This is a genomic window from Plantactinospora sp. KLBMP9567 (assembly GCF_033446045.1).
Lineage (GTDB): Bacteria > Actinomycetota > Actinomycetes > Mycobacteriales > Micromonosporaceae > Plantactinospora.
Genome location: NZ_JAWQRR010000026.1, coordinates 1 through 14,535, shown reverse-complemented (window position 1 = coordinate 14,535; position 14,535 = coordinate 1). Strand labels below are relative to the sequence as shown.

The following is a 14,535-nucleotide window of genomic DNA, read 5'->3' as shown; positions in this document are numbered from 1 at the left end:
CCGGCAGGTGTCGCCGGCAGGAGGCGGGCTGACCCGGATCCCGTGCCCGACGCGGCTGGTCGCCGGGCTGGCCGTGGCGTTGGCGGTCGTGGAGAGCGCTCTCGGAAACTTCACAGTTCCCGCTTGACGTCGTGGCAACACGCTCGCAACGATGTATGCACATCTTTCGCGCCGCCGGCCCGAAGTGGTCACCGACGGCGTGGACCAAGGGCGTGCACGGCGGACCGCCCGGTCGCTGACAGGGAGGACCGGTCCGTGCGGACATTTCAACGATCATGGCTCGGCGCTGCGCTGAGCCTGCTTCTCGTACTCGTCGGGGTGGCGGTGACACCGCCGGTGGCGAGCGCCGCGCCCGCCTTCACCGTGCTGGTCTTCTCCAAGACCGCCGGCTTCCGGCACGGCTCGATCGGCCCCGGCATCGCGGCCATCCAGCAACTCGGCGTGGCCAACAACTTCGCCGTCGAGGCGACCGAGGACGCCGGGGCGTTCACCGACGCCAACCTGGCCCGGTTCGACGCGGTGGTCTGGCTCTCCACCACCGGGGACGTACTCGACACCGCACAACAGGGCGCCTTCCAGCGCTACATCCAGGCCGGCGGGGGGTACGTCGGAGTGCACGCCGCCTCCGACACCGAGTACGACTGGCCGTGGTACGGCGGGCTGGTCGGGGCGTACTTCGCCTCGCATCCGGCACCGCAGCCGGCCACCCTCAAGGTCGCCGACCGGGTGCACCCGTCCACCCGGACGCTGCCGCTGCGCTGGAACCGCACCGACGAGTGGTACAACTTCCGGACCAACCCGCGCGGCAAGGTGCACGTGCTGGCCACCCTGGACGAGACGACGTACACCGGCGGGGGCAACGGGCACGACCACCCGATCGCCTGGTGCCACAACTACGACGGCGGGCGGTCCTGGTACACCGGCGGCGGGCACACCGACGAATCCTTCGCCGAGCCGCTGTTCCGGACCCACCTGCTCGGCGGGCTGCGCAGCGCGGCCGGGGTCGAGCCCGGGGTCTGCGGCGGCACCGTGGAGAGCAGCTTCCAGCAGGTGACCCTGGCCAGGGGAGTGGCCGAGGTCGGCGAGCCGATGAGCCTGACCGTGCTGCCGGACCGGGGCGTGCTGCACACCGCCCGGGACGGCACGATCCGGCACACCGACGCGGTCGGCAACACCAAGGTCGCCGGCCGGCTCGCCGTCTACACCTCGGACGAGGAGGGCTTGCAGGGCATCAAAGCCGACCCCGACTTCGCCGCCAACCGCTGGGTGTACCTCTTCTACGCGCCGCCGTTGAACACCCCGGGCGGCGGCGCCCCGGCCACCGGTACGCCGGCCGACTTCGCGCCGTGGAACGGCGTCAACCGGCTCTCCCGGTTCACCGTACGGGCCGACAACACCATCGACCTGGCCAGCGAGACACTGGTGCTGGACGTGCCGACCAGTCGGGGGATGTGCTGCCACGTCGGCGGCGACATCGACTTCGACGCCGCCGGAAACCTCTATCTCTCCACCGGCGACGACACCAACCCGTTCGACTCGGCCGGGTTCAGCCCCATCGACGAGCGGTCCGGTCGTAACCCGGCGTTCGACGCCCAGCGGACCTCGGCGAACAGCAACGACCTGCGCGGCAAGGTGCTGCGGATCAGGCCGAGCGCGGGCGGCGGCTACACCGTGCCGGCCGGGAACATGTTCGCGCCCGGTACCCCGAACACCCGGCCGGAGATCTACGCGATGGGCTTCCGCAACCCGTTCCGGATGAGCGTCGACAAGGCGACCGGGGCGGTCTACCTCGGCGACTACGGCCCGGACGCCGGTACCGCCGACCCGAACCGGGGACCGGCCGGGCAGGTGGAGTTCGCCCGGATCACCGCGCCCGGCTTCTACGGCTGGCCGTACTGCACCGGCAACAACGACGCGTACAACGAGTTCACCTTCCCGAGCGGTCCGTCGGGGCCGAAGTACAACTGCGCGGGCGGGCCGGTCAACGACTCACCGAACAACACCGGAATCCGTAACCTGCCGGCGGCGGTGCCGGCCTGGCTGCCGTACACCGGGTCGCAGCCGCCCGAGTTCCCCGGCGGTGGGCTGTCGCCGATGGCCGGGCCGGTCTACCGGTACGACCCGAACTCGACCTCCGAGGTGGCCTTCCCGGAGTACTACCACGGCACGTTCTTCGCTGGTGAGTTCGGCCGGCGCTGGATCAGGAACATCGTGCTGGACGAGGCGGGCAAGCCGTTCAAGATCAATCCGTTCCCATGGTCCGGTACCCAGGTGATGGACCTGGAGTTCGGCCCGGACGGCGCGCTCTACGTGCTCGACTACGGCACCGGGTTCTTCAACGGCGACGAGAACTCGGCGGTGTACCGGATCGAGTACGCCCGCAGCGGCCGCGCCCCGAAGCCGGTGGTGGCGGCGACCCCGACCTCCGGGGTGGCGCCGCTGACCGTCAGCTTCTCCTCGGCCGGCACCCTCGACCCGGACGGCGACCCGATCAGCTACGCCTGGGACTTCGACGGCAACGGCAGCACCGACTCCACGGCACCGAACCCGACCTTCACCTACCCCGCCAACGGCACCCGGAGCGCGACGCTGACCGTCCGGGACTCGACCGGCAAGACCGCCACCGGCAGCGTGGTGATCACGGTCGGCAACACCGCCCCGACGGTCCGGCTGGAGTTGCCGGGCAACGGCCAGACCTTCACCTTCGGCGACACGGTGCCGTTCCGGGTGGCGGTCACCGACCCGCAGGACGGCACCGTCGACTGCTCCCGGGTCAAGGTCAGCTACCTGCTCGGGCACGACGCGCACGCACACCTGCTGACCAGCGCGCAGGGCTGCACCGGCACGTTGCGGACGCTGGCCGACGGCGAGCACGACGTCTCGGCGAACATCTTCGGCGTCCTGGACGCGGAATACACCGACAACGGTGGGGGCGGGCAGGCGCCGCTGACCACGCACGCGCAGAGCATCCTGCAACCCCGGGTACGCCAGGCCGAGCACTACTCGTCGAGCAACGGCGTGCAGACCAGCGCCCCGGGCCAGGCGCACGGCGGCCGGGCGGTCGGCTACATCGACAACGGGGACTGGATCGCGTTCACCCCGTACAACCTGACCGGGGTGCGGTCGTTCTCGGCCCGGGTCGGCGCCAACGTGGGCGGGCACACCCTGGAGTTCCGGATCGGCTCGCCGACCGGCCAGCTGATCGGCTCGGCGACGGTCCCCGCCACCGGCGGCTACGGCGAGTTCCGCGACGTCACCGGCGGCATCACCGCACCGGCCGGCACGCACGAGCTGTACCTGGTGTTCCGGGGCACCGGCGGCGGGCTCTACGACATCGACGAGTTCACCCTGCTCGGCGAGGGCGGCGGGCCGGGGCCGGACCCCGAGCCGACCGGCAACCTGGCGCTGAGCCGGCCGGCGACCGCGTCGAGCGTGGAGGGTGCGGACGTGCCCGCCTCGGCCGCGGTGGACGGCAACCCGGCCACCCGGTGGTCGTCGGCGTTCGCCGACCCGCAGTGGATCACCGTCGACCTCGGCTCGGTCCGGTCGGTCGGCCGGGTGAAGCTGGTCTGGGAGGCGGCGTACGGCAGCGCGTACCAGATCCAGACCTCGGCCGACGGCAACGCCTGGACGACCGTGAAGTCGGTGACCGGCGGCGACGGCGGCACCGACGAGCACACCGGGCTCGGCGCCTCCGGCCGCTACCTGCGGATCAACGGCACCGCCCGGGGCACCGGCTACGGCTACTCGCTCTGGGAACTGGAGGCGTATCCGAGCTGAGTTACCGAGCCGAACGCCGAGGTGATTGTCGGCGGCCGGCCGGCGTGGGCAACTTCGTTGTGCCGGTGATACCAGGGAGTCATCGTGATGACTCCCTGGTATCACGCTCGCCGGGCATATACCGGCGGCCGGACGACCGGCCGTGAGTCGCGAACGTCGGTGGACGGCGCATTAGGGTGGGTGGATGACGGAGCAACCCTTCGTACTGGTCCGTGGCGAGGTGGTCCGGGAGGTCCCGCCGGAGATCGCCCGCTTCCCGGTGACGGTCGCCGCCCGGGACAGAAACCGCCCAACGGCACTGTCCCGGCTGGCCGAGCGGTCCGAGGCGGTCCGGGCGCTGATCGACGGCTACGGCGACGCCATCGAGCGCCGCGAGACCGGCGACCTGTGGGTCCGCCCCGAGCTGAAGCGCTCGGGCGAGAAGGTGACCGGCTACGCCGGCAGCGCCACCACCGTCGTCACGGTGACCGACTTCGGGGTGCTCGGCGAGCTGATGCTCCGGCTCGCCGACCAGGACCAGACGAGCGTCGCCGGCCCGTGGTGGGAGCTGCGGCCGGGCAGCCCGGTGCACCGGGAGGCGCGGCGGGCCGCCGTCGCGGAGGCGGTCGCCCGGGCCCGGGAGTACGCCGACGCGCTCGGCGCCGAGGTGACCGCCCTGCTGCACCTCTCCGACGCCGGTCTGACCGCGCAGCCGCTGATGATGACCCGGGCCGCGCACACCATGGGCTACCGGGCGGCCGGCGGAGCGCCGCCGGAACTCGAACTCGACCCGCAGGTGCAGACCGTGCACGCCACCGTCGAGGCCCGGTTCGCCATCACCCCGCCCCGACTCGCACCGGAATAATGCCGGTGCGCGACGGCGGCGTGCCGGACTAGCCTGCCGCAATGACCGCCGCGACCCGTACCCGAGTCATGCGCCGGCCCCGGAGGGGCCGGAGCTAGGTCGCGCGCGCCAACCGCCCGCGTCGACGGGCCTCTCGATTCTTCGAGGGGCCCGTTTCGCATGTGGCCGGGCCCCTCCCGAGCACCTCTGGAGGAGCGCCATGACCTACCTGACCACACCGATCTACTACGTCAACGACCTGCCGCACGTCGGGCACGCGTACACGACGGTGCTGGCCGACGCGCTGGCGCGCTGGGAGCGGCTCTGCGGCCGGCCGGTCCGGCTGGTCACCGGCACCGACGAGCACGGCGCCAAGGTGCGCCGGGCGGCGTCGGAGGCCGGAATCGCGCCGGTCACGCTCGCCGACCGCACCGCCGGCCGGTTCCGGGCCACCTGGGACCGGCTCGGCATCGGGTACGACGAGTTCGTCCGGACCACCTCGGCCCGGCACCGGGAGACGGTGACCGCACTGCTGACCCGGGTGCACGACGCGGGTCACCTCCGCCCCGGCCGGTACGACGGGCGGTACTGCGTCGGCTGTGAGGCGTACACGGCGGAGCCGGTCTGCCCGGTGCACGGCCGGCCGACCGAGCTGGTCGGCGAGGAGAACTGGTTCTTCCGGCTCGCCGAGTTCGCCCGGCCGCTGGCCGAGTGGTTCGACCGGTGTCCGGACGCGGTCCGGCCGGCCAGCCGCCGCAACGAGGCGCTCGGCTGGCTGCGCCGGGGACTGACCGACTTCTCGATCAGCCGGGCCAACCTGGACTGGGGCATCCCGCTGCCCTGGGACCCGAGCCAGGTGACGTACGTCTGGTTCGACGCCCTCGGCAGCTATCTCACCGCCGCCGGGTGGCCGGCGCCGGAGTTCTCCCGCTGGTGGCCGGCCCGGCACGTCATCGGCAAGGACATCCTGCGATTCCACGCGATCTACTGGCCGGCGATCCTGCTCGCCGCCGACCTGCCGCTGCCGGAGCGGATCACCGTGCACGGCTTCCTGCTGCAACGCGGCAGCAAGATTGCGAAATCCGGGGAGCGGGCCGTCGCCCTGGACGACCTGCTCGACCGGTTCGGCCCGGAGGGGCTCCGCTACCACCTGCTCCGGGACAACCCGGTCGGCCCGGACGGGGAGTTCTCGTCCGCCTCGGTCGAGGCGCGCTACAACGCCGACCTGGCCAACACGCTCGGCAACCTGCTCTCCCGGGTCTCCGCGCTGGTGGTGTCCCGATGTGCCGGGACCGGTCCGGCGCCGAGCCGGCGCTCCGGGCTCGCCCCGGCCGCCGCCCGTGCCGCCGAAGCCAGCGCGGAGGGCTGGGCGGCGGGGCAGCCGTCCGACGCGCTGGCCGCCGCGTGGCGGCTGGTGGCGGCGACCAATTCGTACCTGGTGTCGGCGCAGCGTGGCGGTTGCCGGCCGACTCGCCCGAGGCGGCCACGGTACTCGGGGACGCGCTGGAGGCGCTGCGGATCGTCGCCGTACTGGCCGCCCCGGCGGTACCGGAGACCGCCGCGCGGATCTGGCGGCAGATCGGGCTCGACGGGTACGCCCCGCGGGTCCCCGACGACCTGGCCTGGGGCGGCTATCCGGGCGGACGCCGGGTCACCCGGGCCGCGCCGCTCTTCCCCCGGCTCGCGGCAGGGGTTCGGGTGCCGGCCGGCGGGGTGGGATAGTTCCCCGGTGCGCACCGAACCGTTCCGCCACACCCTGGACCAGTTGGTCGCCCGGGCCCGCGTACTGGCCTCGACCGGGCCGCGCCGGCTGCTCGGCATCACCGGTGCGCCCGCGGCGGGCAAGTCGACCCTGGCCGGACTACTGGTGACGGCGCTGGACGGCATCGCCGAGCTGGTGCCGATGGACGGCTTCCACCTCGCCGAGGCCGAACTGCACCGGCTCGGCCGGCACGCCCGCAAGGGTGCGCCCGACACCTTTGACGGGGGCGGGTTCGTCGCGCTGCTGCGCCGGCTGCGGGCCGGTACCGAGACGGTGTACGCGCCCGAGTTCCGCCGGGAACTGGAGGAACCGGTCGCCGGGGCGATCCCGGTCCCGCCGTCGGTGCCGCTGGTGGTGGTGGAGGGGAACTACCTGCTGGTGCCCGACCAGCCCTGGGGCGAGGTACGCGGACTCCTCGACGAGGCGTGGTTCCTCGACCTCGACGAGACCGAGCGGCTGCACCGGCTGACCGAGCGGCACATCGCGTTCGGCCGGGAACCGCTGGAGGCGGCGGCCCGGGCCCGGGGTACCGACCAGCGCAACGCCGAACTTGTCGCCGGCACGGTCGACCGGGCCGACCTCGTCGTCCGGATGGCACCGTCCAATCCGGCCTGACGCCCCGGGTCCACTCCGAGCTGTCGACACAGATCCCGGATTGCTCACTGCCCATCGGTCGGTACCACTACCCGGCGGGGTGATGGCGAAGCGCATCGAGGACTGGTAGACCGATCGGCGACACTGTTTGGACCAGGGGTGTGCAGCCGCCGGCGACGATCGGCAGGGGAGCGACGATCGGCAGGAGAGCCGTGTCAGTTCGGAAGCTGTTGGCCGGGTACGCCGGGGTGAACGCCGTACTGGTGGTCGGCTTCTTCGCCCTGCCGGTGCCGCGTCCGGTGGTGACCGCCGCGTTCGGGCTGACCAGCATGGCGGCCGTCGCCATCGGACTCCGCCGCTACCGGCCGGAGCGCGGGTACGCCTGGTGGCTCTTTGCCGCGGCACTCGGGGTCTTCGCGGCCGGCGACACCGTCTACCTGCTCGCCGCGAACCTGCCGCTCGGGGACTCCCCGGCCGACTCCGGGCTCGTCTCCGACCTCTTCTATCTGGTGATGGTGCCGCTGATCGGCGCCGGGCTGCTCGGGCTGACCCGCTCCACCACCGGGGCCCGGGACCGGTCCGGACTGCTCGACTTCCTGATCTTCACCACCGCCGGTGCCTTCCTGCTCTGGGTACTGGTGATCCGGCCCTACCTGGTCGGTCCGGGGCCGAGCACGTTCGCGCAGTCGGTGCTGGCCGCGTACGCGTTGCTCGACGTGCTGCTGCTGGCCACCGCCGTACGGGTGGCGGTCACCTCGCGGGGCAGTGTCGCCGGATTGCTGCTGGTCGTGGGCGCGGCCGGGATGCTGGTTTCCGACATCGGCTACGGTGCCGCGCTGCTGCGCGGTGACTGGCAGCCGGGCGGCCTGAACGAGCTGGGCTGGCTCGCCTTCTACGTCGCCTGGGGCGCCGCCGCGCTGCATCCGTCGATGGCGAGGCTGACCGAGCCGGCCGCACCGCCGGACAGCGAGATCGACAAGACCCGACTGGTCCTGTTGGGCATCGCCGCGACGCTCGCCCCGGCGATACTGCTCTTGCAGGTGGTGAACGGGGACGTCCGGGACGGCGCGGTGATCGCCGTGGTCGGCGGGGTGGTCTTCGCCCTGGTGCTGAGCCGGCTCGGCGACGCGGTGGACGGGCACCGGCAGGCGGTGACCCGGGAGCGGAGCCTGCGGCAGTCCGGCGCCGAACTGGTGGCCGCGACCGACACCGCCGAGGTGCGCCGGGCGGTACGGACCGCGGTGGCCCGGGTGGTCCCCCGGCAGTCCTCGTACCGGATGGTCTTCACGATCAACCACGCGGACGGGGTGCCGGCGGCCACGGTGAGCATCTGGGGCCCGGGGATGGCCACGCCGGCACCCTTCTATCCGGCCCCGACCGCCGCCGCTGCCCGGCGCAGCCGGCTGCTCCGGGTCCGGACCCTGCAACCGGCGCTGGCCGAGCAGCTCCGCGGCTTCGAGACCGTCGTGCTCTGCCCGCTGGTCGGTGACGGTCGGGTCGACGGCGGGGCCAGCGGCGCACCCCGGGTCGGTGCGCTGCTGGTGGCCACCGACAGCCGGCTGCTGCCGGCGCTGCGGGACTCGCTGGAGGTACTGGCCGCGCAGGCGGCGATGGCGCTGGAACGGATCAGCCTGGCCCAGGAGATCAACCGCCGGGACAGCGAGGCGTACTTCCGCAGCCTGGTGCAGAACGCGGCCGACGTGATTCTGATCGTCGACGACGACCACCGGGTCCGGTACGCCAGCCCGTCGCTGCGGACCGTGCTCGGGGTCGAGCCGGCCGACTGCGCCGACCTGGGCACCGTGCTCTCCCCCGAGGACCAGCTCTCGGTCCCCGCCCTGCTGGACACGGCGCTCGCCGAATCGGACCGCCGAGGGGTCGGCTGGAGCGTACGGCGGCCTGACGGCCAGCGGGTGCAGCTCGAAGTGACCTGTCGGGACCTGCGCCGGGACCGGACCGTACGCGGCTTCGTGCTGACGCTGCGGGACATCACCGAGCGGGTCCGGCTGGAGCAGGAGCTGACCCACCGGTCGGTGCACGACGCGCTGACCGGGCTGGCCAACCGGGCCTCCTACCAGGACCAGGTGTACGAGGCGGTGGAGAAGGCCCGGGACGGTGACCGTACCGTCGGCACCCTCTCCATCGACCTCGACGAGTTCACCGCGGTCAACGACACGCACGGGCACGCGATCGGGGACGCGCTGCTGATCGCCGCCGGGGAGCGGCTGCGGGAGATCGTCGGGCCGAACGACCTGGTGGCCCGGCTCGGCGGTGACGAGTTCGCCGTACTCATCCCGGACGCGGACGATCCGGAGCAGGTCGAGCAGGTCGCCGACCACCTGGTCCGGGCGCTCGCCGAACCGCTGGAGGTCGGCGACACCGTGGTCAACGGGTCGGTCAGCGTCGGGGTGGCCACCACCGCCGACGCCAGCGACGCGGGGGAGCTGCTGCAACGCGCCGACCTGGCGCTCTATGTCGCCAAGGGGGCCGGCAAGGGGCGCTGGTGCCGCTACCAGTCGGAGCTGCACACCGCGATCGTGGAGCGGCTGGAGCTGCGGGCCGCGCTGACCGAGGCGGTGCAGAAGCTCAGCTTCTCGGTCGACTACCAGCCGATCGTCGACATGCGGACCGGGGCGGCGGTCGGCTTCGAGGCGCTGGCCCGGTGGCACCATCCGGCCCGGGGGCCGGTGCCGCCGGAGCTGTTCATCGGGCTGGCCGAGGAGACCGGTCTGATCGAGCCGATCGGCGACTACGTGCTGCGCCAGGCGGCCGGTGCGGTGGCCCGATGGCGTGCCGAGCGGGGCGCGACGGCTGCGCCGTACGTGAGCATCAACGTCTCGGCCCGGCAGCTACGTACCCCGGGCTTCGTCGGCACCGTGCGCGCAGCGCTGGCCGCCGCCGACGTACCGCCGGACCGGGTGATGCTGGAGATCACCGAGAGCCTGCTGCTGCGGGACCAGGAGCCGGTCTGGGCCGAGCTGTCCGAGCTGCGCTCTCTCGGCCTGCGGGTCGCCATCGACGACTTCGGCACCGGCTTCTCGTCGTTGAGCTACCTCCAGCAGATGCCGGCCGACGTACTCAAGATCGACCGGTCGTTCACCGAGACCGTGGCGTCATCGCGGCGGCAGCGGCTGCTGGTGGAGGGGATCATCCGGCTGGCCGGCACCCTCGGCCTGGACATCATCGCCGAGGGGGTGGAGACGGAGGCGGTCCGGACCATCCTGCTGGACATGGGCTGCGCCTCCGGGCAGGGCTACCTCTTCGCCCGCCCGCTGAAGGACCGCGACGTGCTGCGCTGGCTCGGCGACGCACCCGCACCCGGCAGCGGCACGGTGCCGAAGCCCCGACCCTGCGCCGAGTGACGTCGGCCGGACCGCGCCCCGACCGGGCTGTCCGGCGGAGGCGGCGGTACCGGCTCAGTCGCCCGACGGGGTGAGCAGGCGCCGGACCTGGGCCGGGTTGCCCACGGCCAGTACGCCGGCCGGCAGGTCCCGGGTGACCACGCTGCCGGCGCCGACCACGGTGTCCGGGCCGATGGTGACCCCGCCGAGCACGATCACCCCGCCGCCGAGCCAGACGTTGTCACCGATGGTGATCGGCCGGGCCGCCTCCCAGCCGGCCCGGCGCTGCTCCGGATCGAGCGGGTGGTGCGGAGTCAGCAGTTGCACGTTCGGCCCGACCTGCACGTCGGCACCGATCTCGATCGCGGCGACGTCCAGCAGTACGGCGTTGAAGTTCAGGAACGACCGGTCGCCGATCCGGATCTGGCTGCCGTAGTCGCAGTAGAACGGCGGCCGGACCGCCACCCGGTCGCCGACCGCGCCGAGCAGCTCGCGCAGCAGCGCCTCGTGCTGTTCCGGCTGGTCGGCGGCGGTCGAGTTGTAGCGCTGCACGAGCAGGGCGGCGCGGCGGGCCAGCGCGACCAGCTCCGGGTCGTCGGCCCGGTAGAGGTCACCGGCGAGCATCCGCTCCCGCTGCGAGCGCGGATCCGTCCCGGAACCCATTGCCGGACCAGCCCGCTCAGTCGTTGGCGTGCAGGGCGGCGTTCAGCTCGATGCCCCGGCCGGTCCGCGGCTTCGCCTCCAGGGCGCCGGTCACCGAGTTGCGCCAGAACAGCAGCCCGTCGACTCCGGACAGCTCGCGGGCCTTGACCACCCGGCCGTCCGGCAGGGTCACCTTGGAGCCGGCCGTGATGTAGCAGCCCGCCTCGACCACGCAGTCGTCGCCGAGCGAGATCCCGATCCCGGCGTTGGCGCCGAGCAGGCTCCGCTCGCCGATCCGGACCTTCTCCTTGCCGCCGCCGGAGAGGGTACCCATGATCGAGGCGCCGGCACCGACGTCGGAGCCGTCCCCGACCACCACCCCGGCGACGATCCGGCCCTCCACCATCGAGGCGCCGAGCGTGCCGGCGTTGAAGTTGCAGAAGCCCTCGTGCATCACGGTGGTGCCGCTGGCCAGGTGCGCGCCGAGGCGTACCCGGTCGGCGTCGGCGATCCGGACCCCGGACGGGACCACGTAGTCGGTCATCCGGGGGAACTTGTCGACCCCGTAGACCGCCAGGTGCCGGCCGGCGGCCCGCTCCAGCACCCGCAGCTCGTCGACCCGCTCCGGGGGGCACGGGCCGGCCGAGGTCCAGGCGACGTTGGCCAGCACCCCGAAGATGCCGTCGAGGTTGAGCTCGTTGGGTCGGACCAGGCGGTGGGAGAGGAGGTGCAACCGGAGGTACCCGTCGGCGGCGTCCTTGATCGGGTCGGCCAGCGAGCCGATCTCGGTGACCACCACGGCGGTACGCAGCCCGGGCAGCGCCCGCTCGCCGACCGCACCCGGCGGCAGGTCGAGTACGTCGCCGTCCTCGCCCGTAACCGGCGGCGCCGAACCGAGGCCGAGCTTGCCGGTCGGATACCACGTGTCGAGCACCTGGTCTCCGGCGAGCGTGGCCACTCCGATCCCCCAGGCGGGCTGTGCGGTCGTCACCGGGTCTACCTCTTCGTCATCCGTCTGGGACCTCGGCTCAGCCGTGAGTGTGGAACGTCATTTCCGAGCCTTGGACGCATCCCGCCGATACGACCTTGACGGTACCGTCTCCCACCATGGAGAACCCGCTCACCCCCGAGGTGTTGGCCGATCCGGTGGCGTTGACCCGCGCCCTGGTCGACATCGAGTCCGTCTCGCGCAACGAGAAGGAGATCGCGGACTGCGTCGAGGAGGTGCTCAGGAACGTCCCGCACCTGACCGTGGCGCGACACAGCAACACGATCATGGCCCGTACGGACCTGGGCCGGGCCCAGCGGGTGGTGCTGGCCGGGCACCTGGACACCGTGCCGTTGAACAACAACTTCCCGTCCAGCGTGCAGGGCGACCTGATCTACGGCTGCGGCACCTCGGACATGAAGTCCGGGGTGGCGTACGCGCTGCACCTGGCGGTGAGCGTGCCCGAGCCCCGGTACGACGTGACCTACTTCTTCTACGAGGCCGAGGAGATCGAGTCCCGCTACAACGGGCTGACCCTGGTCGCGCAGGCGCATCCGGAGTGGCTGACCGCCGACTTCGCGGTGCTGCTGGAGCCGACGCACGGGGTGGTCGAGGCGGGCTGCCAGGGCACCATGCGGGCGATCGTCAGCGCCACCGGCCGGCGGGCGCACTCGGCCCGCTCCTGGAACGGGGTGAACGCGATCCACGGGATCGGCGGGGCGATCAACCGGCTGGCGGCGTACCAGGCCCGGATGGTCACCATCGACGGCTGCGTGTACCGGGAGGGGATGAACGCGGTCCGGATCAGCGGCGGGGTGGCCGGCAACGTGGTACCGGACCTCTGCGAGCTGGAGGTGAACTACCGGTTCGCCCCGGACCGGACGGCGGAGCAGGCGGAGGCGCACGTACGCGAGGTCTTCGACGGCTACCAGGTCCGGGTGACGGACTCGGCGCCCGGTGCGCTGCCCGGGCTGACCGCGGCACCGGCCCGGGAGTTCCTGACAGCGGTGGGCGCGGACCCGATCGGCAAGCTCGGCTGGACGGACGTGTCGCGGTTCGCCGCACTGGGCATCCCGGCGCTCAACTTCGGGCCGGGCGACCCCAACCTGGCGCACGCCCCGGACGAGCACGTCGAGATCGGCAAGATCCGGGACGGCGCGGCCACCCTGCACCGCTGGCTCGCCTCGCACTGACTTCCGCTGTCGCGCCGCAACTGGCTTCCGCGTCGCGTCGAGGTTCGACCCGGTGCCGGCCGGCGGTGGCCCCTTTGCCGCCGGCCGGCACCGGTTTCCCCGTGATATTCGGCCGGCGGGCTACCCGTCGACGTGTTGCTGCGTACGCGATTCCTGGTCCGGACCCGGATCGTCGATGGCGCCGATCGGCGCGGCGTTGCGCGCCATCCGGCGCTCCGCAACCACCGCCCGGATCCGGCGCTGCATCTGCCGTCGAAGTCGGATGATCTCCCCGCTGGTCATCACCGTTGCCCCCCGAAGGTGCGCGGCCGTGGTGTGGGCGCCGCGCGTTCCCCCTTTGTGATTGTAAGACGCCCGCCAGCCCCGTTCGGTTGCGTCGGCGCTGGATGTTTGTCCTGCGACGTACCGGATCACGCCACCCCGGTCGCGGTCCACCGGATTACCGTGGACCCCATGAACCACAACGAGGGGCGAAACGGCGGCCGGGGTCGGGGACCGGAACGGCATCGGGGTGCGGTCACCCTGCGTCGCGAGGCCATCCCGTTGAGTACGGCCGACCAGCGGCTGCTCGACTCGCGTAGCCGGGGCGACTGGAAGACCAAGGACGCCTGGCGGGCGCTGCGCATTCTCTCCGAGTTCGTGGAGGGCTTCGACACCCTGGCCGACCTGCCCCCGGCGGTCAGCGTCTTCGGCTCGGCCCGCAGCAAGCCGGACAGCCCGGAGTGCGTACTCGCCGAGGAACTGGGCGCGGCGCTCGCCGCCGCCGGCTATGCGGTGATCACCGGCGGTGGGCCGGGTGTGATGGAGGCCGCCAACCGGGGCGCCACCGAGGCGGGCGGGCTGTCGGTCGGGCTGGGCATCGAGCTGCCGTTCGAGCAGGGCATCAACGACTGGGTCGACATGGCGATCGACTTCCGGTATTTCTTCGCCCGCAAGACCATGTTCGTCAAGTACGCCCAGGCGTTCGTGGTGCTGCCCGGCGGGTTCGGCACCCTGGACGAGCTGTTCGAGGCGCTGACCCTCGTGCAGACCGGCAAGGTCACCCGGTTCCCGGTGGTGCTGATGGGTACGGCGTACTGGAGCGGGCTGCTCGACTGGCTCCGGGACACCCTCGCCGCCGACGGCAAGATCGGCCTGGCTGACCTTGAGCTGATCATCGTCACCGACGACGTGAACGCGGCCGTCCGGCACATCGTGGAGGCGGACGTGGCGCTCGCGGCCGAGCAGGAGGCGCTCCAGGAGACCGCGATCGCCCAGGCCGAGGCGGCCCAGCGGTCGGCCGCCGGGCGGCGCGATTCCCGCTGAACCACCGACCTCCCGGACACGTCCCGGCGCGGGGGGGCCCCCCCCCCCCCCCCCCCCGGGGGGGGCCCCCGCCCCCCCCCCCCCCCCCCCACCCCACCCCTCCCCGC

General features: G+C 72.7%; 9 protein-coding genes and 1 pseudogene. 7 read left to right on the top strand and 3 right to left on the bottom strand.

Annotated features, from left to right (window positions below; genetic code table 11):
- Positions 1–255: 255 nt before the first annotated feature.
- The 5 genes and pseudogenes from R6Y94_RS20725 to R6Y94_RS20705 all read left to right on the top strand — a co-directional run bounded on the left by R6Y94_RS20725 (position 256) and on the right by R6Y94_RS20705 (position 10,321).
- On the top strand, positions 256–3,780 hold the full coding sequence (locus tag R6Y94_RS20725; RefSeq protein WP_318397539.1) for a ThuA domain-containing protein: 3,525 nt from the start codon (positions 256–258) through the stop codon (positions 3,778–3,780).
- Between the two features lie 184 nt (positions 3,781–3,964).
- Positions 3,965–4,624 carry an SIMPL domain-containing protein gene (locus R6Y94_RS20720; RefSeq protein ID WP_318397538.1) on the top strand — a complete coding sequence of 220 codons (660 nt, stop codon included), beginning with the start codon at positions 3,965–3,967 and terminating at the stop codon, positions 4,622–4,624.
- A gap of 199 nt (positions 4,625–4,823) precedes the next feature.
- A pseudogene (locus R6Y94_RS20715) lies at positions 4,824–5,852 on the top strand (methionine--tRNA ligase); the annotation flags it as partial.
- A 480-nt stretch (positions 5,853–6,332) separates the two neighbouring features.
- The gene (locus R6Y94_RS20710) at positions 6,333–6,980 is read left to right on the top strand and encodes a nucleoside/nucleotide kinase family protein (RefSeq protein ID WP_318397746.1); all 648 of its coding nucleotides are present in this window, start codon (positions 6,333–6,335) and stop codon (positions 6,978–6,980) included.
- A gap of 191 nt (positions 6,981–7,171) precedes the next feature.
- Positions 7,172–10,321 (top strand): bifunctional diguanylate cyclase/phosphodiesterase, encoded by a 3,150-nt coding sequence (locus R6Y94_RS20705; protein WP_318397537.1) that lies wholly within the window; start codon positions 7,172–7,174, stop codon positions 10,319–10,321.
- 54 nt (positions 10,322–10,375) lie between these two features.
- On the opposite strand, the gene R6Y94_RS20700 is transcribed toward R6Y94_RS20705, so the two are convergent.
- On the bottom strand, positions 10,376–10,963 hold the full coding sequence (locus tag R6Y94_RS20700) for a sugar O-acetyltransferase (protein WP_318397536.1): 588 nt from the start codon (positions 10,961–10,963) through the stop codon (positions 10,376–10,378).
- Between the two features lie 16 nt (positions 10,964–10,979).
- Positions 10,980–11,933, bottom strand: coding sequence for a 2,3,4,5-tetrahydropyridine-2,6-dicarboxylate N-succinyltransferase (dapD, locus tag R6Y94_RS20695; RefSeq protein WP_318397535.1), 954 nt, complete (start codon positions 11,931–11,933; stop codon positions 10,980–10,982).
- 116 nt (positions 11,934–12,049) lie between these two features.
- Between dapD and dapE the strand changes: the two genes are divergently transcribed.
- On the top strand, positions 12,050–13,123 hold the full coding sequence (gene dapE, locus R6Y94_RS20690) for a succinyl-diaminopimelate desuccinylase (protein ID WP_318397534.1): 1,074 nt from the start codon (positions 12,050–12,052) through the stop codon (positions 13,121–13,123).
- 120 nt (positions 13,124–13,243) lie between these two features.
- Here the strand turns inward: dapE and R6Y94_RS20685 are convergent, their stop codons facing one another.
- On the bottom strand, positions 13,244–13,405 hold the full coding sequence (locus R6Y94_RS20685) for a hypothetical protein (protein WP_318397533.1): 162 nt from the start codon (positions 13,403–13,405) through the stop codon (positions 13,244–13,246).
- A gap of 171 nt (positions 13,406–13,576) precedes the next feature.
- Here R6Y94_RS20685 and R6Y94_RS20680 point away from each other — a divergent pair, with 171 nt between their 5' ends.
- A complete protein-coding gene (locus R6Y94_RS20680) occupies positions 13,577–14,428 on the top strand; it encodes a TIGR00730 family Rossman fold protein (protein WP_318397532.1) in 852 nt (283 codons plus the stop codon).
- Positions 14,429–14,535 lie beyond the last annotated feature (107 nt).

Excerpts from the sequence above, each read along its gene's own strand:
- R6Y94_RS20720 (WP_318397538.1), top strand. The coding sequence starts at position 3,965 with ATGACGGAGCAACCCTTCGTACTGGTCCGTGGCGAGGTGGTCCGGGAG.
- R6Y94_RS20700 (WP_318397536.1), bottom strand. The coding sequence starts at position 10,963 with ATGGGTTCCGGGACGGATCCGCGCTCGCAGCGGGAGCGGATGCTCGCC.
- dapE (WP_318397534.1), top strand. The coding sequence starts at position 12,050 with ATGGAGAACCCGCTCACCCCCGAGGTGTTGGCCGATCCGGTGGCGTTG.
- R6Y94_RS20685 (WP_318397533.1), bottom strand. The coding sequence starts at position 13,405 with ATGACCAGCGGGGAGATCATCCGACTTCGACGGCAGATGCAGCGCCGG.
- R6Y94_RS20680 (WP_318397532.1), top strand. The coding sequence starts at position 13,577 with ATGAACCACAACGAGGGGCGAAACGGCGGCCGGGGTCGGGGACCGGAA.